The sequence below is a fragment of the Paenarthrobacter sp. NPDC091669 genome (assembly GCF_044756725.1).
GTDB lineage: Bacteria > Actinomycetota > Actinomycetes > Actinomycetales > Micrococcaceae > Arthrobacter > Arthrobacter bambusae_C.
In genome coordinates this window covers 1-22367 of the sequence record NZ_JBIVTK010000007.1, presented here as the reverse complement: position 1 = coordinate 22367, position 22367 = coordinate 1, and the positions used below count along the sequence as shown (strand labels likewise).

At 63.5% G+C, this 22367-nt stretch carries 20 protein-coding genes; 10 read left to right on the top strand and 10 right to left on the bottom strand.

Annotated elements, in window-relative coordinates; genetic code table 11:
* Positions 1–52 precede the first annotated feature (52 nt).
* From ACIQLI_RS12740 to ACIQLI_RS12730, 3 genes are all read left to right on the top strand, one after another.
* A complete protein-coding gene (locus ACIQLI_RS12740) occupies positions 53–418 on the top strand; it encodes a hypothetical protein (RefSeq protein ID WP_400388866.1) in 366 nt (121 codons plus the stop codon).
* The gene (locus tag ACIQLI_RS12735; RefSeq protein ID WP_400388864.1) at positions 415–1323 is read left to right on the top strand and encodes a serine/threonine-protein kinase; all 909 of its coding nucleotides are present in this window, start codon (positions 415–417) and stop codon (positions 1321–1323) included. The genes ACIQLI_RS12740 and ACIQLI_RS12735 overlap by 4 nt, the downstream gene beginning before the upstream one ends.
* A gap of 72 nt (positions 1324–1395) precedes the next feature.
* A complete protein-coding gene (locus ACIQLI_RS12730) occupies positions 1396–1656 on the top strand; it encodes a GlsB/YeaQ/YmgE family stress response membrane protein (RefSeq protein ID WP_207595429.1) in 261 nt (86 codons plus the stop codon).
* Positions 1657–1750: 94 nt separating this feature from the next.
* Here ACIQLI_RS12730 and ACIQLI_RS12725 read toward each other — a convergent pair whose 3' ends face one another.
* The 4 genes from ACIQLI_RS12725 to ACIQLI_RS12710 all read right to left on the bottom strand — a co-directional run bounded on the left by ACIQLI_RS12725 (position 1751) and on the right by ACIQLI_RS12710 (position 9705).
* Positions 1751–3280, bottom strand: coding sequence for a leucyl aminopeptidase family protein (locus ACIQLI_RS12725; RefSeq protein ID WP_400388860.1), 1530 nt, complete (start codon positions 3278–3280; stop codon positions 1751–1753).
* Entirely contained in the window at positions 3277–4986 is a 1710-nt protein-coding gene (locus ACIQLI_RS12720) for an MFS transporter (RefSeq protein ID WP_400388857.1), read from the bottom strand. Before ACIQLI_RS12720 ends, ACIQLI_RS12725 begins: the two co-directional genes overlap by 4 nt.
* Before the next feature lie 163 nt (positions 4987–5149).
* A complete protein-coding gene (locus tag ACIQLI_RS12715; RefSeq protein ID WP_354232634.1) occupies positions 5150–6952 on the bottom strand; it encodes an SLC13 family permease in 1803 nt (600 codons plus the stop codon).
* A gap of 116 nt (positions 6953–7068) precedes the next feature.
* Positions 7069–9705 (bottom strand): LuxR C-terminal-related transcriptional regulator, encoded by a 2637-nt coding sequence (locus ACIQLI_RS12710; protein WP_400388853.1) that lies wholly within the window; start codon positions 9703–9705, stop codon positions 7069–7071.
* A gap of 128 nt (positions 9706–9833) precedes the next feature.
* Here ACIQLI_RS12710 and ACIQLI_RS12705 point away from each other — a divergent pair, with 128 nt between their 5' ends.
* Entirely contained in the window at positions 9834–10430 is a 597-nt protein-coding gene (locus ACIQLI_RS12705) for a DedA family protein (protein ID WP_400388850.1), read from the top strand.
* Positions 10431–10445: 15 nt separating this feature from the next.
* Here the strand turns inward: ACIQLI_RS12705 and cls are convergent, their stop codons facing one another.
* The 3 genes from cls to ACIQLI_RS12690 are packed head-to-tail and all read right to left on the bottom strand — an operon-like array spanning position 10446 to position 13401.
* Complete coding sequence (cls, locus tag ACIQLI_RS12700; protein WP_400388847.1) at positions 10446–11912, bottom strand: cardiolipin synthase; 1467 nt, start codon at positions 11910–11912, stop codon at positions 10446–10448.
* 6 nt (positions 11913–11918) lie between these two features.
* A complete protein-coding gene (locus ACIQLI_RS12695; protein ID WP_400388844.1) occupies positions 11919–12983 on the bottom strand; it encodes an AI-2E family transporter in 1065 nt (354 codons plus the stop codon).
* A 40-nt stretch (positions 12984–13023) separates the two neighbouring features.
* A complete protein-coding gene (locus ACIQLI_RS12690) occupies positions 13024–13401 on the bottom strand; it encodes an SHOCT domain-containing protein (protein WP_089596826.1) in 378 nt (125 codons plus the stop codon).
* A 346-nt stretch (positions 13402–13747) separates the two neighbouring features.
* On the opposite strand from ACIQLI_RS12690, the gene ACIQLI_RS12685 reads away from it, so the two are divergent.
* Positions 13748–14995 carry a hypothetical protein gene (locus tag ACIQLI_RS12685; RefSeq protein ID WP_400388841.1) on the top strand — a complete coding sequence of 416 codons (1248 nt, stop codon included), beginning with the start codon at positions 13748–13750 and terminating at the stop codon, positions 14993–14995.
* 19 nt (positions 14996–15014) lie between these two features.
* On the opposite strand, the gene ACIQLI_RS12680 is transcribed toward ACIQLI_RS12685, so the two are convergent.
* Positions 15015–15770 (bottom strand): ZIP family zinc transporter, encoded by a 756-nt coding sequence (locus ACIQLI_RS12680; RefSeq protein WP_354232653.1) that lies wholly within the window; start codon positions 15768–15770, stop codon positions 15015–15017.
* A 216-nt stretch (positions 15771–15986) separates the two neighbouring features.
* Here ACIQLI_RS12680 and ACIQLI_RS12675 point away from each other — a divergent pair, with 216 nt between their 5' ends.
* The 3 genes from ACIQLI_RS12675 (at position 15987) to ACIQLI_RS12665 (ending at position 17675) form a co-directional block, all read left to right on the top strand.
* Positions 15987–16595 carry a TasA family protein gene (locus ACIQLI_RS12675; RefSeq protein ID WP_400388838.1) on the top strand — a complete coding sequence of 203 codons (609 nt, stop codon included), beginning with the start codon at positions 15987–15989 and terminating at the stop codon, positions 16593–16595.
* Between the two features lie 341 nt (positions 16596–16936).
* Positions 16937–17251, top strand: a complete 315-nt coding sequence (locus tag ACIQLI_RS12670) for a hypothetical protein (protein WP_400388835.1) — start codon at positions 16937–16939, stop codon at positions 17249–17251.
* Positions 17244–17675: an Hpt domain-containing protein gene (locus tag ACIQLI_RS12665; protein ID WP_400388832.1), complete on the top strand. Its 432-nt coding sequence runs from the start codon at positions 17244–17246 to the stop codon at positions 17673–17675. The genes ACIQLI_RS12670 and ACIQLI_RS12665 overlap by 8 nt, the downstream gene beginning before the upstream one ends.
* A 50-nt stretch (positions 17676–17725) precedes the next feature.
* Here ACIQLI_RS12665 and ACIQLI_RS12660 read toward each other — a convergent pair whose 3' ends face one another.
* Positions 17726–19039, bottom strand: coding sequence for an MFS transporter (locus ACIQLI_RS12660; RefSeq protein ID WP_400389533.1), 1314 nt, complete (start codon positions 19037–19039; stop codon positions 17726–17728).
* A 213-nt stretch (positions 19040–19252) separates the two neighbouring features.
* Between ACIQLI_RS12660 and ACIQLI_RS12655 the strand changes: the two genes are divergently transcribed.
* Positions 19253–19993 (top strand): IclR family transcriptional regulator, encoded by a 741-nt coding sequence (locus ACIQLI_RS12655; protein ID WP_400388829.1) that lies wholly within the window; start codon positions 19253–19255, stop codon positions 19991–19993.
* A gap of 117 nt (positions 19994–20110) precedes the next feature.
* Positions 20111–21298: a 4-hydroxybenzoate 3-monooxygenase gene (locus ACIQLI_RS12650; protein WP_400388826.1), complete on the top strand. Its 1188-nt coding sequence runs from the start codon at positions 20111–20113 to the stop codon at positions 21296–21298.
* A 408-nt stretch (positions 21299–21706) separates the two neighbouring features.
* Here ACIQLI_RS12650 and ACIQLI_RS12645 read toward each other — a convergent pair.
* Positions 21707–22367, bottom strand: a 661-nt coding sequence (locus ACIQLI_RS12645; protein ID WP_400388823.1) for an HNH endonuclease signature motif containing protein, incomplete at its 5' end; no start/stop codon positions are given.

The window sequence follows — 22367 nt, the reverse complement described above, 5'->3', positions numbered from 1 at the left end:
AATGTGTGGGAAGACGATGACAGTCGCGCTGCGTGAACCAAGTTCCACACCAGTGGCTGAGAATGACGTGCACGTTCTCACGGACCAGGTTATTCCCGTGGGGCCAGTGCATTGCGGGTCGCACATGGCCATCTCCGCCGGACCATCCTATGACGCCATGAAGTGGGTCTCGGTAGAGCCCATCTGGCCGGAATGGGCCTGCGGATGCGGCTTCCGCATGGACATCGACGCCATTGATCCCGTGAGTGGTGTCTGGATCGCCGCGCTTCGCCGCCAGAGTCTCCAGCACGAACTCGCTATCTCCCAGAACACCCTTGCCTTAGCCTTCAGGAAGGCCGTTGACGCCGGAGTCAACCCCCAGGCGCTCGCGGAGGTGGCCGGTGTTCCGGCCGCCGAGATCGAAACACTCCTGGCGTGACCACGCTTGACGTTGCGGCCGTCCGCCTTGATCGCGGGGCCGGATGTTCAATCATGGCGCAGCCAGGGGCAGTGCAGGCAAGTGCAGTCGTGCTCGGCGGACGGTACCGACTCGGCGCCCGGCTGGGTGACGGCTCGGAGGCCTACGTTAATGAAGCCCTCGACCTGCGCACCGGAAAGCATGTGGCGGTCAAGATCTTCCGGGCAACGGACCCGTCCACAACAGAAGCCGCCCGGGACTCGCCCTTCCGCCGCGAGGTGGACATCCACAGCAGGCTTCGCCATCAGAACATCGTCGCGGTGCTCGGTTCGGGCACGACGGCGGATGAGGACTCCCAGCGAAGCCGCAACTATCTGGTGATGGATCTGATGGACGGCAAGGACCTCCGGTCGATCCTCCACGAGCACCCGGCCTCCCCCGAGCAGACGGTGGCGTGGATGAGCGGGATCGCGAAGGCGCTCACGCATCTTCATCGCCGGGGAATTGTCCACAACGACATCAAGCCCGGAAATATCCTGGTGGACTTCCGCGCGGATCCGGACGGCCCCGGGATCGCCAGGTTGACCGACTTTGGGATAGCAATCGACGGGCGTCATGAGGCGCCTAAATCGTCGTCGGGAACACCGCATTACCTGAGTCCCGAAGAGGTGTGCGGCGGTACGTCCACGCCGGCCAGCGATATCTATTCGCTGGGCTTGGTGGCACTTGAATGCCTGACCGGAACCAAAGCGTTCCCAGGCCCTCCCCTCGAGTCAATGGTGGCAAGGACTCTGGGGGAACCCCGAATTCCCGGCACGGTTCGGCGGCGCTGGTCCATGGTGCTTCATGCCATGACAGACCCCGATCCTGCCGGCAGGCCGTCTGCCAGCCAAACCGTCGGCATGCTCCGACGACTCAGCTGGTAGCCAACAATCAGGTCGATAGCGGCATGCGTCCTTATGCCGAACTGGGTCCTACTTATGAAAGAGAGATGAAAAATGGGAATCATTGGTTGGATCGTTTTGGGTTTGATTGCTGGAGCCATCGCCAAGGCCATTAAGCCTGGCAAGCAGGGCGGCGGTTGGATCGCTACGCTGCTGCTCGGCATCGTCGGCGCCGTGCTGGGCGGTTGGATCGGCAGCGCGCTCTTCAACGTCGGCATCAACGAGTTCTGGTCGCTGTCCACGTGGCTGCTCGCCATCGGCGGTGCCCTGCTGGTCCTCATCATCTGGGGACTGCTCACCCGCAAGAAGGCCTAACCGCCTTAGCCACACCGCCTGAACGCCACGAGGCCTCGACGCTGCTGCGTCGGGGCCTCGCTGCTGTCTCCGGGGGCGTGCAGGGTGACGCGGGTCAGGTAGCTGAATAGTCCAGGGCCAGATCGATGAGGAGACGCGCGCCGAACCCCGTGGCACCCTTGCTTCGCCAGGAATCGTCCTTGTCCGACTGCATAGTGCCTGCAATGTCGATGTGCGCCCAGGGAGTTTCACCCACGAACTCGGCCAGGAACAGGGCAGCAGTGGTGGAACCGGCGTAGGGTCCGCCAAGGTTGGAGATGTCCGCGACGTCGGAATCCAGTTGGGGGCGGTAGGCCCGTTCCAGTGGAAGCTGCCACAGCTGTTCGTCTGCCCGCCCGCCCGACTCCAGCACCAGGTCCACCAAACGCTGATCGTTCCCGAAGACCGGGGCGGTGAGCTGTCCCAAGGACATCAAGGCTGCCCCGGTCAGGGTGGCGATGTCCACGATCCCGTCCACGCCATCCTCCACCGCGAGCGTCAGGGCATCGCACATCACCAGGCGACCTTCGGCGTCGGTGTTCTTGACCTCGATGGTGAGTCCGCTGCGCGTGGTGAGCACGTCCCCCAACTTGTAGGCCGAACCGGAGGGCATGTTGTCCGTGCACATCAGGAACCCGGTGACGGCTGATTTGCAGTGGAGATCGCGCAAGGCGGTGAAGACGGCAAGGACCGCCGCCGCGCCGCCCATGTCCATTTTCATGAGCAGATGCATGGGGTCGCTGGGTTTGAGGCTGACACCGCCGGAGTCATACATGATGCCCTTGCCCACCAGGCCGAGGTGGCCGGTGGGCGCCCCGTCGGGCTGGTAGCTGAGCTTGATCATCCGGGGTTCCTGGGCACTGCCGGCGTTGACGCCCAGAAGGCCGCCGCAGCGGAGGTCGATCAGCTGCTGTTTATCGAACTCCTCAACCCCAAATCCGAACCGTTCCCCGAGCTCCTTCGCCGCCGAACCCAATCCAACGGCAGTGAGGTGGCTTGGCGGAGCGTTGCACAGATCCCGGGCTATGGCGGTGGCCCGCACTTTCACCCGGCCCGTGTCCACTCCTCGTGAAGCGGCGTCGGTGTCTATGCCGGGAGCCAGGAACTGTACTTCGGCAAGGGCGGTTCCTTTGCCCCTGCTCTTGAGGGTGTCGTAGCTGTACCGGGCCAACAGCACCCCTTCGGCCAGCACCTGTCCCAACCGCCCGGCGTCGAGCCCTGTTGTCCCGTTTGTTCCAAAACCTTCAGGCAGTTCAAAACCGATCCGGGAGTGTTTCTGCGTTGCCCGGACCAAGGCCGCGGCCGCCTTGCGCCAGCCGTCCGCGTCCAAGGAACCCGGCTTTCCTCCGCCAACGGCAACCACCAGCGTTCCTGAGGCATTGGCCAGCTGCAGGGTAGTCCCGGGTTTGCCGTCAAACCCCGCGCTGGCCAATGCCTCCCGGTGCAGGCCGACGGACTCGGGAACGTCACCCTCTGAGGGGACCAGTACCCCGATCACGTCGAGCGCACCGAAGCCGTCCACGAAGTGCAGTTCCGGTTCGGTGCCGCCCAAGGAGGGGAGGGCAGAGAAGTCTTCCGGGATCAGTTTGTAGGGTTCGTGATTCACCGTTTCGCCCGTTCTGTTGTGGTTGGTTCAGTGTGGTCCGCTGTGACGCCTGGCTCCGGGATCGCGTCGGGATCGTCGGGTTCGAGCTGTTCCGGCAGGTCGCCTTTCATCCGGCCGGGCATTCGGCCCGCCGGAACGATCGCCAGCAGGGCAAGCCCGGAGAGCCCAAGAAGGGAGATCTGCAGGGCGCGAAGACGCGCTTCCTCGTTGACTTCCGTCGCTGCCGCGAGCTCGGAGGGGCTGCTCACGCGATCGCCGATCACCGCTTCCACCTGCGCGTTGGTCATAAAGTCGGCCTCGTTGACGTTCACTTTGTAGATCAGCTCCTGGGACACTTCAGGGTGCGCGGCGGCGCCGCTGGCGATCAGCGAGGACAGCATGCCGACGGCGAACGCGCTCGCCACCGCGATGCCCACACTGCCGGAGAGGTTATGGACCAGTCCGCGCCAGGCTCCGACATCGCCGGCCAACTCGCGGGGAACCGCGCTGAGCAGCGTATTGAACACCAAGGCGACGATTGCGCCTTGGCCGAGCCCCAGCAGGATCAGGCCCAGCACGACGAACAGCTGGCCCCAATCGTTGCGGATGGTGAAGGCGAGAAGGACCAGCGCACCGGCCACCACGACGAAGCCGCCTTGCGCGATGGTCCGGGGCGGGAACTTGTCGTACAGGAACGCCACGAAAGTGCTCGCAAGGAAAATGGACAATGTGTAGGGAATGATCGAGAACGACGTCTCAATGCTGGAACGTCCTTGCACGATCTGCATGTACAGCGGAATCAGGAAGTTTGCGGCCGTCCCCACGAAGAGCATGATGGCCATGCACGCAGTGACTGCGAGCTCGGAACGTGAGGCGAGGACCCTGAGGTCGAAGATGCGCGGCAGCTTGGCGTCCTGGCGTTTGCGGATCCACATGAAGAACACCTGCCCCGCGATGGCTCCGAGGAGGATCAGCAGCGGCGCAGGGGAGAGCCCAAGGATGTCGAAGGGCGCTTGGCTGGTTGCGAACCAGGTACCCCAGGCGGAGAGGCCGCTGAAACCGAAGCTCAGCAGGATGACGGCAACCGCGGCGATGATGGAGCCCGTCCAGTCGATCTTCAGCTGTGGTTGTGCCGGGACGGTTTTGAGCTTGAAACTCAGCAGCAGGTTGATGGCGCCGAGGACCACCATGAGACCGAACGAGTAGCGCCATCCGATAGTGGTGGCGAACCACCCGGCGATGAGCAAGGCCAGGACACCCGCGGCCGGAATGGCGGCAGCCAGGAGCCCGATGGCCTTGGCTTGTTGCTGGTCCTTGTAATTGGTGGCGATAAAGACCGTGAGTGCGGGTGCGATAAGTGCGATGACAGCGCCGGAAGACGCCTGGGCAATGAAGAGCATCGCCGGACTGAGGCTCAGTGCCACCCCGGCCATGGCGGCGGCATGAATGGCGACGGCGATCTGGAACACCTTGCGCGTTCCGAACCGGGCACCCAGCTTCGCTCCCAAGAGGATGAACGCCGCCATGGAAAACGTCCCGGCAGTAATGGCAGTGCCCACTGACGTCGCTGCGGTGTCCAGGTCGGTGGTGATGCCCTGCATGGAAACCGTCAAGGCATTGACGGCGAATGATGCCTGGATCTGGGTGAGGACCACCACGATCAAGGGCAGCCATGAAGCTGCCTTGACGGGTGGTGGGGTTTCCTTGGTGGTGTGGTCGCTGGCCATGTCATGCTCCTGGTGTGCTCTGCCCCTTCACGGGAAGGGGCGTTGTGAATACCTCACTACGGGGTTGGCGGAACGGTGTGCGGGTTTGCCTTGGCGTCTCTCTCCGATCATTGGGTTCTGGTTCTGGAGTCCTGGTTCTGGAGTCTTGGGTCTGGAAAAGCGGCTACGTCTGCAGGGGCCAGAACACCGGCACCAAGAGGATGGCCACTGCCGCGTACAGTGCCATGATGGCCAGCCCGAACTTCCAGTAGTCGCCAAACCTGTAGCCCGCAGGCTGCATGATCATCATGTTGGCCGGTGTCGCCACGGGCGTCAGCAACGCGGCGGAGGAAGCCACGGACACGCACATCAGCACGGCGTAGGGGTTGATGGACGACTCCTGGGCCACGGAAAGCGCGATAGGGATGATGATCAGGGCAGTGGCCGTATTGCTGATCAGCTGACCGAGTACGGCAGTCACCACAAAGAGCCCCAGGAGCAACAGCAAAGGCCCGCCATTCCCTACTACTGCCACCATTCCCTCGGCGAGGATCTCGGCGGTGCCGGTGGAAGTGATGGCCGTGGACAGCGGAATCATGCCGGCCACCAGGATGAGGGTGGTCCAGGCCATGGAACGGTGGGCTTGCTGAACTGTGACAACGCGCAGCACCACCATGGCCAAAGCCGCCAGCATGGCCGCGACGGGTGCAGGGACGAGGTTGGTGGCCAGCAGAACCACCATGGCGCCCAAAGTGATCAGCGCCGGTGTGGCCCGCGGACCCAACGGGACTGTTTGGCGGCGGATGGTGTCCGGTGAATCAACCAGCAACACATTGTGGTCCACCGTGTGCTGATCCAGCGCCGACCAGGATCCTTGAAGCAGCAGTCTGTCTCCCGCAGTAATCAGCGTGCGTCCCGACGATTCCGGCCCACCCGGATGGTGATGGGCCAACACCACCAGGTCCCCGCTGTCCGTGACCATCCCGGGGTAAGCCTCCGTGCCGACGAGGTTCGACCGCGGCGCCACCACTACCTCGGCCACTCCGTAGGTACTGCTGATGAGGCCGCACGTGGCGTCGTCGTCCTGTTCGAGGCCGTGCCGGGCAGCGAGGGCGTCGATTGTCTGCTGCCCGCCGCGGACCACGATCTCATCGCCGCCTTCAAAAAGGGTGTTGTTGGACGGTTTTCCGTCCGGCCGCTGCACGCTGATGAGGTGGAGGTGTCCGCCGTCGTGCCCGTCCTGAAGGCACGCAACCGGCTGGCCCACCAATGCTGATCCTGCCGGGATGCTGAGCCGGCTCAGCCCCTCTCCGCCGAGGTAGTGGTTCATGAGCGTCTCGCCGTGGGAGCCCAGGTCTTTCGGTAGGGCGTCAGGAGTCCGCGTGGGCAGAAGCCGCGGCCCCAGCCACAGGGTCAAAGCGATGGTGCCGAGCAGCAAGGGAAGCCCCACCAGCCCGAACTCGAAGAAGCCGATTCCCTTTCCCGTGGTGTCCAGCGCTGCGTTGAGGATCAGGATGTTGACCGGCGAACCGGTAAGAATCAGCAGGGACCCGGCGTGGGCCGCGAAGGCCATGGGCATCAGGAGTTCGGAGGGCCGCCGTCCCAGCCGGACTGCGAGGACCACCACCATGGGCAACAAGGCGGCGACCGCTCCGTTGACACTGATGAGGGCCGTCAGCAAGGCCGTCAACACCATCATCAACACCATCAGCCGGGTGCGGCTCGTTCCCGAAAACCTGATCAGCAAGCTTCCCAGCCACGTGGTGACACCCGCGGCATCGATCGCCTCCGCCACCACGAACAGCGCAGCGATCAACACCACGGTTCCGCTCCCGAAACCGGCGAATGTGTCGTCCAATCCCACAATCCCGGTGCCGTAAAGGGCCAAGGCTGCTCCGAGAGCCACTACCTCAACCGGCAGGCGGTTCCATACGAACGCAGCAATCACCACGGCAAGCACCAGAAGCGTGACGATGACGTCTGTCATTGATGCCTTGGGTAACCCGTGGGGTCTTTGGCCAGCATTCTTTCAGACTAGGTCCGGGTTACTACCGCAGGGTCACCCCAATCGGGTGAGTGATGGGCGTCCGACGAGGTCACGGCCTACGGCAGGTACCCGAACTTGTAGGCCGCGGACACGGCGTCATGACGGGTCCCGGCGCCGAGCTTGGAATAGATGATCCGCAGGTGGGTTTTCACGGTATTCACGGACAAATGAAGCTCTGATGCCATCTGTTCCTGCGATAAGTGTGAGGGGAGCAGGGTGAGGACCTCCCGCTCGCGGGGCGTCAACAAAGGCGCAAGCCGGGAATCAGCGGGAGGCCTTAAAGCCAGCAACCGCTTGGCGAGTTCCTCGTGCGGCCCATGGGTCCCCGCCCGTTCCACCAACAGGTCCATGACCTCCTGGGGAGCGATGGCCAAAGGCCTGATAACCCCTATATCGTCGGCCCTGCCCAGCGCCTCTTCCAGGAGTTTGCCGGCCAGTGTCCGCCGCCCTGTACGGATGGCAATGGAGCACTCAAGGACGTTCACGTGAAGCCACGTCCATTCCAGCAGGGGTGCAACAGCGCCCGCGTGAAGTGGACGGAGACGTTCGATGGCGGCGTCGAAGCGGCTGATCCCCGCGGGGCCTTGCGCTCGCAGCAAGCACAATTCACCTGTCCCGGGGATGATCTCCTCGGCCCACTCCAGGACTTCGCGGGCACGCTCTGCATGCCCAAGGGACAGTGCAGCGGTGTGTTCCATCACCGCGACGAAGGCCGCCATGGGCTGGGCGAACAGATGGTCCTGGCCGATCCTCAGTCTGGCTTGCCGCATGCCATCCAGGGAGTGCCGTCTGTCCCCTGAGTCCAGGTGGGCGGACGCGGTGACCAGTTCCACGGTGGCGCGCATGGCGGCTCCCACTCCTTTGGAAGAGGACCCCAGCTGTCCCAGTTCCGCACTTGCCGTGGCGGCAAATTTCAGGGCGGCTGCAGGTTCGGCGCAGAGAAGAGCGGCAGCGGAGTGCATCAGGGCGCCCACCGATCGGCCGGCTCCCGCAGTCCACGCATAGGCCGGAAGTTTCTCCTCTGCCTGCCGAAGATATTCACCGGCGCGGCGGAGGTGGCCTTGCATTGAGGAGATGCCGGCAAGCTTGAGGTACACCTTGCCGGCAAGGTAGCCGTTACCCGCTTCAATGGCCTCGAGCAGTGCCTCCTGGGCGTCGTTTTCGGCGGCCCCGTAGTGCTGCCCGACCACGGCGGCGGTGACCGAAACCATCCTCGCTTCGATCCGGATGTCGCTCTGCCGTGACAAGGGAAGGGCTGCAAAGTCAGCGGTGGTTTTGGGGTCCTGGTTCTCCCAATCCCCGCTGAACCAGGAAAGGCGGGCTTCTGCCAGGGCGCGGAGTTCTGCGAGGTCGGAGGGCGGGTCTTCTGTCCACAGCCGATTCGCGGCCGCCAGGTAACGGGCAGCGGTGGTGGGCTGTCGGCTTTCCACATGGGCCAGCGCCGCAACCAGGCAGAGCTTGGGACTCGCCGCCAGGGCGGAATCCGGCAACGCCGCGATGGCCCTCCGAACCCTCGTGACTCCGCCTGATCCCAAGAGGGTTGCTCCATGCCGTTCGAGGATTGAGCCGATCAACAGGCAGTCACCTGAGTCCATGGCGTGCCGGAGGGCGGGCTCGGGTTCGCCTGCCTGCTCGTGCCACTGCGAGGCGATCCGGTGGAGACAGAGCAATACGTCGGGCTCCTTCCGGGCAAGCTCCGCCCGGAAGTAGGCCCTGATCGGTGGCCGGACCAGGAAGACGTTCCGGCCACTCCCTGCGGATTCCACCAGATCGCGGTGGTCCGCCAACCTGGCGAGGACGTTCCCAGCGTTCCGGTGGCCCGAAAGGGCATTGGCTTGGGCGGCCACGAGGACACGGCACACGCTGGTACTGGAGAGCACGTGCCGCTCGTCCAGGGTGAGCGAACGGAGAATTTCATGGTCCAGATACTCGGCGAGTTGGCGGTTGTTGGCTGCGATGTCGCCCACGGACGTTTCTACGTCCGCGGCTTGGCGCAGCGAACGCAAAGCAAGCACCACACAAGCGGGCCAGCCCCCGGTTTGACGGAACAGTTCGCCCAGTTGATGCGTGCCCAGCAACGTGATGGTCTTGGCCGCGAGTGAGTTGATCTCGTCCAGGGAAAAAGCGAGATCGTGCGATTGCAGTTCCAGAATCCGCCCGCTGAGGCGGGCTCGTCCCGGGTCAACAGTCGTGCTTTCCCTGGTGGCCAGGACAAGTTGGAGGGGCAGATGCTCTTGGTTCAGCAGCGCTGGAATCCATCGATCGCGGTCATCTGCCGGGAAGCCCTCAACGCCGTCGATGACAAGACGGATGGTCCCTTCGGCGGCGGTCAACTGCTCCGCCAAGTGGTCCAGGACGTCATGGGCATTCGTCTCGGCTCCCGAAAATTGACACAAGGCACCGTCCGGTATGGCTGGGCAATGCCGGAGCGCCTGAAGCACTGAGGGCCACAGGGCCGGCTCGTCCTGGTGGTCCGGGCTCACCCACGCCACGTTGTACATCCGGCGGGCAAGCCATTGGCCGAGGATCACCGATTTGCCGAACCCGGCGGGGGCGCAGAGGAGGACGGTGTCAGGTGTGGCATCCAGTTTTGCCACAAGCCGGGGCCGAGCCAGCAGGTCCAAGGGCGGCTTGGAGACCGCCATCAGTTGGGGGCTCAAGAGGTCCGGGCGGGTACCACTGAGGTCGTCCACTCCTTCAGTGTAGGGGCGGGACTTCGAGGATTCACCCAGTACGGGCGATCCGCGCGGCGGCCTCTGGGCGTAAGGATGGTGTTGTCCTCCGTGAGACGCTTGGGCGAAGCCCGGAAGGGGGTTTCACCGTGCAGGCTTTCAGGGACATCATGAGCGCTGCGGATTCCGGCTGGGTCTACCCGCTCGGGGCCGTGTTCGTGGCGTTGTCGGCAGTCTTTCCACCCATTCCCACCACGTCCTTGTTTGTGGCTTTGGGGGCCCTGTCCGCCACAGACAATCTCCCGAACGGATACCTGTTGGTGGCCGCGATGCTGGCCGGAGCGGTTGCCGGAGACCTCGGTGCGTATGAATTGGTCCGGCGTCGGGACATGGCCAACTGGAAGATCCTCCAGGGCGCCCGGACGCAGAAGGCCCTGCATGCATCCCGGGAGCGTCTATCCAAGCACTCCGCGTCCTGGGTCCTCACGTCCCGGTTTGTCCCGCTCGGACGGCTGACCATGAATGTAGCCAGCGCCATCACCCCGGTCCCGCGCGGCAGGTTTGTCCTCTATTCCGTCGCGGCGGGCATCCTGTGGTCCGCCTACTCGGTGGGCATTGGAGCCTTGTCCGGGCTTTTGCCGGGGCTTTCCACAGAGTTCGCCGTTGTCATTGCCATTGCCGTCTCGCTGCTGTTGGGCAGGGGGATCAGCGCCGCAGTAACGTGGTATTTGCAACTGGACGACTGACTTAACCCGGGCGCGCTATTGCAACGACGATGTCAGCCTGGCCAAGTTGTCCAGAGCCACCTGGCCCACCGGCCGCCGCAACCAGTCCTCCAGCAACAACTCTGTGCTCGCCGCGCGGTAGCTGTCCTCGACGGCCCGCATCCGGTCCACGATGGACCGGCCGTGGACCAGCACTGAAACTTCCATGTTGAGGCTGAACGAGCGGACATCCATATTGCTTGAGCCGATCACGGCGACGTCGTGGTCAATGGTGAAGTGCTTGGCGTGGAGGACCTGAGGGGCCCGGTAAAGGTAGATGCGGACGCCGGCCCGCAGCAGGACTTCATAGTAGGAACGCTGGGCGTGGTAGACCATGGCCTGGTCGCCCACTTCCGAGACAAAGAGCTCCACGCTGAGACCACGGGAGGCTGCGGTGACGATGGCCAATTGGATGGCTTCGTCGGGGACAAAGTAGGGGCTGGTGATGCTGACGCGGTGCTCGGCCTTGTAAATGAGCGTGGTGTAGAGCTTGAGGTTGTTGTCGTTGTCGAAGCTGGGACCGCTGGGCAGGACCTGGGCGTCGATCAGCTCCGGCTCCGACCCCAGGACCACCGGTGAAGTGTCCAACGGCAGCAGGGTTTGGGACTCGCTGTACCAGTCGGTGACGAACACGGCGTTGAGTTCCCGCACCGCAGGCCCCTCCAAACGCACCATCAGCTCATGCCATTGGAGGCCGCGTCGGATGTTCCGCTTCTTGTTGTAGGAGGCATCGATCAGGTTTTGGGAGCCCGTGTAGCCAACCCTTCCGTCCACCACCACCAGTTTCCGGTGGTTGCGCAGGTCCGGACGTTGCCATTGGCCCTTAAAGGGGCGCAGGGGAAGCATGGCGTGCCACTCGGCGCCCATGCCATCAAAAGCCTGCAGCATGTCCTTGTACTTGGGGTCGCCCACTGCGGCCAGGTGGTCGAAGAGCACCCTGACCGCCACGCCGCGGTGGCAGGCCCTGGCCATGGCATCGAAGAATGGAGATGTCGTGGTGTCCAAGGCCAGAATGTAGAACTCCACATGGACGTACTCTTCAGCGGCGTCCATGTCCGCGATCATGCGGTCAAAGCAACCCCTGTAGTCCTCCAGCAATTCGGCGCGGTTGCCGCCCACCATGGGCAGCGCGCCGAGCCTGAGGTTGAGTTCGACGGCGGAACGCAGCCAGGCGGGCCAGTCGTCACTGTGGCTGACTGCTGAGAGGCCAGGTGTGCGTCCAAGCATGAGCTCGTTGACGGCGCGTTGCTTCTCCCGCCGCGCCCTGGGGAGTTTTCCGCGGCCCACCAGCAGGAATGCCACTGTGCCCAGATAGGGAATGAAGATGATCGCCAGGACCCAGGCAATGGCCGACGACGGTTTCCGGTTGGCCGAGACCATCACCGCGGCAATTGATCCGAGCACGATGTGGAGCGCCAACAAGATCAAGGCGACGGTATCGGCGTCGTGCAGTAATCCCTGCATGCCGCGCTACTTGGCGTTCTGCTGTGGGATGACCACTTTTTTGATGATCAGCAGGATGGAAGCCGTGGTGGGGCAGGCGATCAGCGCTCCCAGCAGGCCCAGCAGCGTACCACCCACCATCGCGCCGATCAGCACCAAAGAACCCGGGATGCTGATGGCTTTACCCACCACACGGGGCGTCAGGACGTAGGCCTCAACCTGCATGTAGGCCAGCATGACGAGGAAAACAACAACCGCCGTTGAAGGGGACGTGAAAAGTGAAACCACGGTGATGATGGCGGTGCTGATCGCACTGCCCACCAGAGGAATGAGGGTAATGGGGAATGCCAGGACGGCGAGTACAGCCGCATATCTGACTCCGGCCACGGAAAGGAGAATAAAGGTGAAGATTGCATTGAAGAGGGCCAGGACCGACATGCCGCTCAGGTATTTACCCACGGAGGCAATGATTGTTTCGGAGATATCCGCGAATGATTCCCTGCGGGATGCCGGCACCAGTGCATAGAGGCTGGACTTCATGACCTCGTGCCCGGCGACGAAATAGAGGGTCAGGACAACCACGAAGACCACGGCGAAGGTCCCGTTCACCACGTTGTAGCCAACCTGGACGGCTCCGCCGCCAATTGCCAGCCAGACGTTGGGATCCGCCGCCGAGGTTTCCAACCATTCCAGCAACGGAGTCAAGGCTCCGCCCAGTGAACCGTTGAAATCCCGGAACCACTCTTGCTCACCCACTGCGTCAAAGCTGGAAGGAAGCAACCGGACCAGCGCGGTGCCTTCCTCCACCAGGATGGGGACCACGAAGCGGATCAAAAGGGCCACCATCACCAGGAAGCCAACAGCCACCGCGAGTACGGCCTCGCCACGCGAAAGTTTCCAGCGCTCCAGCCAGCGCACCAGCGGATACAGGCCCAAGGAAATAAACAGGGCCGCGAAAATCAACGTCAGCGAATACCGCAACGTGATGACCGCCGAGCCCAGGGCCAAGGCAACCAGAACACCCAAAGCCGTTATCAGGCCGAATCGGAACGGCCCGCCTTCCAACAGTGGGAATGCCTTCAATCGCGTCATGCGGTCCCTTTCGGCAGTACATGAATGGCGGGCCGTCGAATCAGGCCAAAGCGAGCTCCTTCAGGCGAGCGTACTCCGCCTCGGTAATGTCACCAGCGGCAAGCAGTGCTTTGGCTGACTCGATTTGCTGGGTGGGCGTGGGTCCTCCCGCAACCTCCCTGATGTAATTCTCGGCTTCCTCCACCGATTCACGGACGCGTATTTCGCTGCGAAGGGCCATTCCTTTCCCACGCATGATGACGTAGATCAGGGCCGAGATAAACGGGGCCACAAACAGGCACAGAATCCACAGGGCTTTTACACCACCACCCAGGGCTTTGTCGCGGAGAAGATCGGAAATGATCTGAAAAAGGAGGATCAAATAGGCAATGAAGAAGAAAGCGACAATGATGCTCCACAACGATTCCAAAAAGTTCATGGTGTCTTTCCCATCGTTCGTTCGGCCCGGGGCAGGGCCGTCGTCATCCGGCAAGGGACCCGTTCCCCGGCGGGACCACAACACCATTCTCGATTCGCCCGGACCGGCCAGCGGCCGCCCGCGCTGGATCGGCAGCGATTGGACAGAAAGATCACCCACTAAGGGTGAGCGGAGATGGTGAGACCCGGTAGCTGGGGCGGCTTGCCTGGGGTGGCTGGGTTATCTGGGCGGCTGGGTTGGGCGCCCGGCCGGTCACAATTTCCCCATAACTTGGCCGTTGCAGGTGGCGTCAAACGGTCGGTTACGCTGCTCAAAGCCACGCACCACCGCACGTTTTAGGGTTCCAATGACGCACTCTTTCCCGACTCCTCCGGCCGCCGCCCTCCCATCCAAGCCCAAGGTCACGCGAGGACCGGAGCAAGCGACCCATCACCGTTCGGCAGCAGTCGCCTTGGGGGCGTTCAGCATGGCGGCTGTCGTCGGGGTCTTGGCGTTGCTCGTGCACACGCTCGCGCAACTGTCTCCGAGGATTGGTCCGGTGTACATGGGGTGGCCGGAAACCGTCTCCGACTCACCGGTGACTGCCTTGCGCTGGTTCCTCAGCGACATGACCGAGCCCTTGTTCTGGGCGTCGGATCTCGCCGCGCTCGGCCTGCTGTCCGGGGCCGCGTTGGCATGGTGGACCGGGCGGCGGGGGAGAAGTTGGGCGGGATCGCTCACCTACGGGACCGGCCTCGGGCCGTGGGTGATGGCGTCGGCATCGCTGAGTTTGCTCCTGTCCAACCTGGCTTTCGGGTGGATGCTCGACGACGGGTGGCAGCCCACGTTTGTGCCGTTTGTTTGCGTCGCTCCCGCCATGGTCCTTCTCTACGGGGCCGGCTGGAAGACCTGTGTCACCGGTGCCGTTCTGGGAGCAGCCACCACGACGCCGCTGGCTTGGCTGTTCATTCCGGCCGTATCGGCCCCGCTCGGCCTGCCCGTGGTGGTGGCAAACGTCCTCGCGATGTCCGTTGGTTCCGTGTTGGCGTTCATGGTGGCCCGGCGGTTGCCGTGGCTGGCCCTGCAGGAGCCGGGCCGACCGCCAAAACTGTACCGCCCGCCGTCGAGCGTTCGCCGCACTTTCCGAAACGATGCCGCGTGGGCTGCGCGCCGCGTCCTCAAGGACTTCACCGAGACCAACTTCCTGGCCAACGAGCTCGCCGGTATCGGCGTGATTCTGGCCGTTGCGGCGGCGTTCGTGCTCAACCCGGCGCTGCCGTCGTACGGAACCAACCTGTTGCCCCACATACTGTTCGCCCAAGCGCTGACCTCCGCACTCGGCGTCGTCCTCTGGCAGCGCTGGTACCTCGACGGCGGGTGGGCTGCCACCTATGCGTCCGTGGTGTCCGTGGCCCCTGCCGCCGTCCTGGCCTACGGAGGCTCGTGGTCCTCGGTGGTGGGCGGAGCCGTGCTGGGAGCAGTCCTGGCGCCGCCCCTTGCCCGCGCGGTTTCCGCTCGCCTGCCCGCCGGTTTTCACCCGGTCATTGGCAACACGGCGGCCATGGCAGTGTCGACGGCGGTCGCCTTGCCATTGCTGGGGCTGCTGCCGCACTAGCTCCTGATGGCCTTCGCCCTTAGCCGCCGACGTGATGGATCGTGAAGGCACTCAGGAACCCGACGGCGGCCGTCAGCCCCGTGAGGTTATGGTGCTCTTCGAAAGCCTCGGGAATCATGGTGTCCGCAAGCATGGCCAGGATTCCGCCGGCGGCGATTGCGGTGATGAACGCAATGACAGTCCCGGGGGCGTTCTCCAAAGCGGTGTAACCGATGAGCGCTGCGAGTCCGCTGAACACAGCGATGCCGGTCCACGTGCCAAAGACGTAAGCGGGGCTGCGCCCGGCCTTCTTCATGCCGGCTGTGCTGGACAGGCCCTCTGGAACATTGGAGATGAAGACGGCGGCCAGCATGGCCGGGCTCACCGCCCCACCGGCAAGGAGGCCGACGCCGAGCACCACCGATTCGGGAATGCCGTCAATCAGCGCACCCACGGCGATGGCCGTTCCGCTTCCGGGGCTGTCCTTCTCGGAGGGCTGGGGGCCGGTGGAGCGTTTCCGATGTTTTGCCCCGGCGCGAGCCAGCAAAACGTTCGAGCCGACAAAAATGAGCGCACCAAGGAGGAAACCCAGGATGGTGGGGATCAAGCCGCCGCCTTGGACGGCTTCGTCCACCAGTTCGAATGCAAGGGCTGAGATCAGGACGCCCGCGCCGAAGGCCATCACTGTGGAAACAACCTTGGGCGGGACTTTCCACAGCCACGCAATGCCTGCGCCGAGGACAAGGGCTCCGCCAGCCAGCGTTCCCCACATCATGGCCTGCAACCACATCGGCATCCTTGTGCCCTTTCCTTGGCCTTTCACGTGCCCCATGAGTGTTTCATATGGGGTTGCTGGGGCTGTGGTGAGTCTTGAGGTTTTCCTGAGGAAGTGTTGCGGGTTTGCAGGATTGGTTCTTGATCCAGCCCCGGCACAGTAGTTCTTGTCAGCCAGAGAGGCTGGAAGAAACGGCCGGCCGGACCCGCGGTGGCCTCCCGAAAGGACCACACCCAGATGGCCATCAGCCTCAAGACCACCTCCGGCAAAATCCTCGCCTCCGTCGCACTGGTCGGCACCGCAGCCGCCGTCGCCGGCATGGGAACCTACGGTGCGTTCACCTCCTCGACCTCCGCGTCGCAGGCTGTCACCGCAGGTACGGTCACCATCGCCCTGGGCGCCCCCGGCCCGGCCAACACCCTCAACGTCCCCATCGCAGGATTGCTCCCCGGAGACAAGGTCGAAAAACTCGTCACCCTGGCCAACACCGGCAACTCGGACCTGAACAACGTCACCCTCACCACCTCCGCCGGAACCACCGGATCCCTGCTCACCACAGACACCACCAACGGCCTGCAGCTGACCATCGAAAACTGCTCCGTGGCCTGGACCGGCACCGCAGCCCCCTACACCTGCACCGGAACCAAGACCACCGTCCTGGCCTCCGCCCCGGTCATCACCGCCAACAAAGCCCTGGCCAACCTCAGCTCCGTAACCTCGGCCAAGACCGACAACCTCAAAGTCACCACCGCCTTCCCCACCACCGCGAACAACGACTTCCAAGGCGCGACGTCGACCGTCGCCTTCTCCTTCACCGGCACCCAACGCACCGAAACCACCAAGTAAACCCCCACCCCGCTGACCCACAACCGTCAGCCCGCTGTAACACCGGACGGTCAGCCCGCTGCGACTGCCGCAACAGAAACACCATCAAGCCCCGCCGGGCCTGGTCGGGCGCCCCCCTGCCCGATCAGGTCCGCCGGTATTTCCTGGTCAGCCATATTTGGGGCCAGCCGTACTCATGAGCAGGTCATACTCCCGAGCGAGTTCTCCGCAGGAAGTCCTGAGCCCGGCCGCGCAGACTTTGGTACAGACCTCCTACAGAAAGCCGATCAACACAAGGCCCGATCAACACAAGGCCAGATCAACACAAGGCCCGATCAACACAAGGAAGGAACGCCAGGACAATGAGCACCCGCAACAGCATCAACAGCATCAAGGGATCAGCCCTCCAAGATCGGCGTTCCGCCGTGGAGCCCGCTGGAATCGGGAGCAAGTCCGCTGCCTGCGTCGTCACCGCTGCCCGGCCTGCCGTTGTCGTCACCGCGACCCGGCCTGTCTCCGCCGTCTCCGCGACCCGGCCCGTCGTCGTCTCCGCGACCCGGCCCGCTGCCGTGGTCACCGGCCACATCCCGGTCGAAGACCAGCAGGTGGAAACCCGGCTGATCACCAAGGTCATCGCCACTGGCGCCGCAGAACCCCAAACAGCACGTAGTGAGTGACTGGCGGGCAGTGACGAGTCACGCTGAACCACACCGGACACCAACGGATTCTGTCCTGGAATCGTGCACGCTGCAGGCACTGGCTGAGGAGTTGGACGACTCTGCGCCGGCCATCAGCTTCCTCTCGACATATCTGTCCATGCTGCCCGGCCGGATCCTCAGAATCTCCACTGGTCTTTGCCTGCACGATGCCGATGCCAGTATGGACGCTGTCTTGAGCCTCAGGATTTCCTCCGCCATGGTGGGTGCCGTCGAGACGGAGAACCGGTGCCGGGCCATTGAAAACATGATCCGGGAGCACCATTTCGACTCAGCGGTCCTGGCACTCCCCGCGCTGCAGAACTCCACGGAGCGCTGGTTCGTGGCAGGTCCGCAGCTGCTCGCGAAAGCGCACGAGTCCCTGCGTCAAGGGCCGGGCCATTGAATCCTGGGCGGTAAGTCCTGGGCTGAGGGTCCCGGGTGGCGAAAGACGGGCTAGTGGCGGGACGGCACGGAGGTGTCGGCGGCCTTGACCTCATGCGGCACCAGGAACAGCGCTGCAACGGCCAGGAGACCGGCGGCTGCGAAGACGTAGAAGCCTGCAGGATAAGCAATATTCGCGGCCACCAGGGTTCCGGTCACCGCAGGACCAACGATCGCACCCAGCCTGCCAACCCCGGCAGCGAAGCCCAGAGCGGTTCCGCGGAGCCTGGCCGGGAAGAGCTGGCTGACCCAGGCATACACCAGCACCTGGGAGCTGAAGACGAAGACACCCGTCACGAAGACGGCCGCGTTGAGCAGGAATTCGTTCTGGATCTTGACGCTGAGGATGGCCAGCAGCACCGCCGACAACCCGAACCACAGCAGCACGATCTTCTTGGTCCCATGCCTGTCGGCAAGTATTCCGGCGACGAACAGCCCCGCCACGGCGCCCACATTCAGGACCAGCAACAGCGTCAGTCCGGTGCTCACGGGATATCCGGCGGCGGCCATCAGTTGCGGCAGCCACGTATTCAGCCCGTACACCAGCAGCAGCCCCATGAAGGACGCAATGCCGATACCAACCGCCACCAGAGGATAGGGCTTCTGCAGGAGGTCGCGGAAGCCGGTCTTTTGTTGAGTACCGCCGGAATGTTCGACGGCGGCTGCCGACTTCGCGGCTGCGCCCGCCCCGGGTTCGCCCGCCTTGGAGCCGCCCGCCTTGGACTCGCCGGCCTTGGCAGGAGCTGCTTCCGGGAGAGATTCGGGCAACTTGGCCCACAGGAATGGCAGCAGCACCAGCCCAGCCACACCACCGATGATGAACATGAGCCGCCAGTCGGGAACAATGAAAATTGCCAGCAGAGCCGTGGCTACAGCCCCCACGTGGTACCCGGTCATGGTCCGGGTGGTGGACTTTCCGGCCGACCCTGCTGGGGCGTAGTCGTTCATGTATGCCAACGCCGCCGGAAGGCAGGCGCCCAAGCCGAGACCGGCCAGCAGGCGGAGCAGTGAGAAGACCGCAACGTTCGGGGCGAAGGCAACGCCGATGGTGAACAGCGAGAAGCCTGCCACGCAGGCGATCAGGAGTTTCCTGCGACCAAACTTGTCCGACAGCGGCGCGATGAAGAGCGCCCCAAGACCAACGCCAACCAAGGAGATGGTGGCAGCGAAGGTGGCTCCGACCGCGTCGAAGCCCAGATCACCGGTCTTGATGAGTGTGGGGATGACGGTTCCGAGAACCACGAGGTCGAAGCCGTCCAGCACCATGGCCAGCCAGCAGAGCCAAACGGGCCATTGGGAACGGCGGGCAGATGACATCGTTGGCATAGCGTCCTCGGTACTTCGTTGTTTGTTGCCTTGGCTGGTTGTTTCGTGGCCAAAGAACGTTCGGTCGGTCATGAGAGTTGTATCACCGTCCGGTGTTGTGTGGCACACGTTCTACCATTGAATGGAAGCTTTTGCTGGCACGGATGTCACCACTCTCCGCGCAGCAGCCCCAGTCTCCAACAAGCAACCGACCAGCAAGCAAAGGAGCGCATCGTGGCTAACTCGGCATCCGGTGACTCCGTAGTCGACCGCGTAGTGCGGGTCATCGAGGCCTTCCCTGAGGGGGTGACCTCGCTCCAATTGACCGAGTTGGCTGACCGGGCCGGGCTTCCTCTGTCCTCGGCGCATCGGCTGGTCCGCCAACTCTCGGAGCATGGGTTGCTGGATCTTGGCGCGGGCGGGACCGTGCGCCTTGGCTTGCGTTTGTGGGAACTCGTCAACCGCAATTCGCCCACCCTGGCCCTTCGTCAAGCAGCCATGCCCTTCATGGAAGACATCCAGCAGGTTTTGAACCAGAACGTGAACCTTGCCGTGCTGGATGGGTGGGAAGCGCTCTTCGTGGAGCGGCTTTCGCGGAGGGGGTCAGTCGCCAACCGTGCCAGGATCGCCGGAAGGATGCCTGTGCATATCTCATCGGCAGGGCTGGCCCTCATGTCCCACCAATCTCGGGAACTGCAGGCGGAGTACCTCGAACAATTCGAGGACCCTACCGGAAAGGTGACTGCCGACGTCGTGCGTCATTTCCTGGCCGAAGCGGTGCAACAGGGATACGCGCAACTCGCGGGCGTTGTGGATCCGGACACGTGGGGCATCGCCGTTCCTGTGATGAATCACAAGCGTCGGACCGTGGCGGCACTGGGTGTCGTGGTCCCGCTGGCTGAGATGAGGCTGCAGGCGCTGGTGCCCGCGCTCCAGACGGCGGCTCGTGGCATTGGACGTCAACTCGGCGATTGACTGAGCTTCCGTTCAACGGAATTGATGTAACGCCAATCACCCGTTGCGGGCCACACTGAATCCAGATTCATCCCGCTTTCAAGCAAGCCGGGATCCGCAACGAAGCGAGGAACAACCATGGCACGCACACTCATCACCACCCAAGTGGCCATTATGGGCGCAGGCCCCGCAGGCCTCATGCTCTCCCATTTGCTGGCCAAACAGGGCATTGAGTCCATCGTTGTGGAGATCCGCAGCCGCAAGGAGATTCAGGAGACGGTTCGCGCCGGAATTCTTGAGCACGGCACTGTTAACTTGTTGGTGGATTCCGGCGTTTCGGACCGGGTGCTTCGCGAGGGCGACCGGCACGACGGCATCGAGTTGCGGTTCAATGGCGAGAGCCACCGCATCAACTTCAAGGAACTCGTCGGAGAATCCGTGTGGCTTTACCCGCAAACTGACGTTTTCATGGACCTCGCCGCGAAGCGGGAGGCCGACGGCGGTGACGTCCGGTACAGCGTCACGGACACCGCGGTTCACGACCTCGAAGGCAAGCCAAAGGTGTGGTTCACGGACGCAGACGGCCAGGAATTCGAAATCCAGGCCGACTTCCTGGTGGGCGCTGACGGATCCCGCAGCCACTGCCGCTTCCAGATTCCCGAGGCCAACCGCAAGTGGTACTTCCACGAGTACCCCTTCGCGTGGTTCGGAATCCTCGCCGAAGCCCCGCGCAGCGCCGACGAACTGATCTATGCCAACTCCGAGAACGGATTCGCCCTGATCAGCCAGCGCACCGAAACCGTGCAGCGGATGTACTTCCAGTGCGATCCCAAGGAAAATGTGGCCGACTGGGATGACGAACGCATCTGGAACGAATTCCGCAAGCGCGTCAATGGCAACGGGTTCGAGCTCAAGGAAGGGCCCGTCCTGGAGAAGATGGTCCTGCCGTTCCGCAGCTTCGTCCACACTCCCATGCGCCACGGCAACCTCTTCCTGGCCGGCGACGCAGCGCACACTGTTCCTCCCACGGGAGCCAAAGGCCTCAACCTGGCCATCCACGACGTCAAAATGCTCTTCGAGGGCCTCGACTCCTTCTATTCCAAGGGCTCCGCGGCGTTGTTGGATTCGTACAGCGACCGCGCTTTGGACCGCGTGTGGAAGGCCCAGCACTTCTCGTACTGGATGACGTCCATGCTGCACACAGTGCCGGGTGCCGACGACTTCGACCGCGCCCGCCAACTCGGTGAACTGCACTCGGTGGTCACTTCCGAGCACGCGAAGGCATACCTCGCAGAGTCCTACACAGGGTGGCCCGCCTCGCGCTAAGCCCGCGGGTTGCTGGGTGAACCGGTTCGGCAAGCGCTCGACGGCGGTTCATCTCCTTAAGGCGATGGGTTGTAGTCGGGCGCTTCCAGTACTGAGTGCCCTCTGTCTGTTGAGTGCCCTCTGTCGTACGCAACGGCAGTTCCCTCGCTTGGCGCTTTGTCTCCGTGCACACCGGCCGGCTCTGCACACCGGCCGGCTCTGCACAGCGGTCGGCGCTGGTGCTGGCGCTGGCGCTAATCCGACCGGCTTGAGTGCCCAGGGGTTGCGTGGGCTGCGTTAGTGTCCGGCGTGCTGGTGCTCCCCATTGGTGCCAGGCGCCTCACGGTTATCTGGATATCGCACCCGCAAGATCGTCCCCGCAGCAAGATCGGGCTCATGGACTCTTCACTCACGTTGGACCCGCGCCTCCTATGTTCTGTGGGGCGTGTTTCTGTGGGGTGTGTGGTGGTGGTTGCGTCGGGGTGTTTGGGTTGGGTCGATGTGGGGTGGGGGGATGAACCAGGGGACGCGGGTTTTCATGTCGATGCGCCATTGTTCTTTGTGGATGAGGTGGTGGTGGTGGCTGCAGAGCAGGGTGCCGTTCTCTGTTGAGGTGGTGCCGCCGTGGGACCAGTAGGTGGTGTGGTGGGCTTCGCACCAGGGGGCGGGCATGGTGCAGTCGGGGAAGGCGCAGCCTTGGTCGCGGGCGGTGATGGCTTTGCGGATGTGGGGTGGGAAGATCCGGGTGGTGTGGCCGATGTCCAGGACGCGGGAGTCGCTGCCGAGCAGGACGGGGATGATCTCGGCGTCGCAGGCGATTTTGCGGATGGTGTTCGGGTGCATCGGGCCGGTGAACGTCGCGGTCCCAGTCCCAGTCCCAGTTCCAGTCCCAGTCCCACTCCCTGAATGTGTCCCTGTCTCTGTTCTGGTGCCGGACTGGTTCGGCCCCGTGAAAGTCGCGGTGCCGTTGCCAGTGCCGGTGCCGGTGCCGCTGTCGGTGTTGTGGTGTTGGTGGTTGTGGACTTGTTCGAGGAGTTCTTGGTAGCCGATGGTGACGGTGAGTTGGGGTGGGAGGCCGCCGTTGGAGGGC

Bases quoted from the DNA above. Each gene is read 5' to 3' on its own strand.
- ACIQLI_RS12730 (WP_207595429.1), top strand. From the start codon at position 1,396: ATGGGAATCATTGGTTGGATCGTTTTGGGTTTGATTGCTGGAGCCATC.
- ACIQLI_RS12720 (WP_400388857.1), bottom strand. From the start codon at position 4,986: ATGGCCAGCGACCACACCACCAAGGAAACCCCACCACCCGTCAAGGCA.
- ACIQLI_RS12715 (WP_354232634.1), bottom strand. From the start codon at position 6,952: ATGACAGACGTCATCGTCACGCTTCTGGTGCTTGCCGTGGTGATTGCT.
- cls (WP_400388847.1), bottom strand. From the start codon at position 11,912: ATGCAGGGATTACTGCACGACGCCGATACCGTCGCCTTGATCTTGTTG.
- ACIQLI_RS12695 (WP_400388844.1), bottom strand. From the start codon at position 12,983: ATGACGCGATTGAAGGCATTCCCACTGTTGGAAGGCGGGCCGTTCCGA.
- ACIQLI_RS12690 (WP_089596826.1), bottom strand. From the start codon at position 13,401: ATGAACTTTTTGGAATCGTTGTGGAGCATCATTGTCGCTTTCTTCTTC.
- ACIQLI_RS12685 (WP_400388841.1), top strand. From the start codon at position 13,748: ATGACGCACTCTTTCCCGACTCCTCCGGCCGCCGCCCTCCCATCCAAG.
- ACIQLI_RS12680 (WP_354232653.1), bottom strand. From the start codon at position 15,770: ATGCCGATGTGGTTGCAGGCCATGATGTGGGGAACGCTGGCTGGCGGA.
- ACIQLI_RS12675 (WP_400388838.1), top strand. From the start codon at position 15,987: ATGGCCATCAGCCTCAAGACCACCTCCGGCAAAATCCTCGCCTCCGTC.
- ACIQLI_RS12670 (WP_400388835.1), top strand. From the start codon at position 16,937: ATGAGCACCCGCAACAGCATCAACAGCATCAAGGGATCAGCCCTCCAA.
- ACIQLI_RS12660 (WP_400389533.1), bottom strand. From the start codon at position 19,039: ATGCCAACGATGTCATCTGCCCGCCGTTCCCAATGGCCCGTTTGGCTC.
- ACIQLI_RS12650 (WP_400388826.1), top strand. From the start codon at position 20,111: ATGGCACGCACACTCATCACCACCCAAGTGGCCATTATGGGCGCAGGC.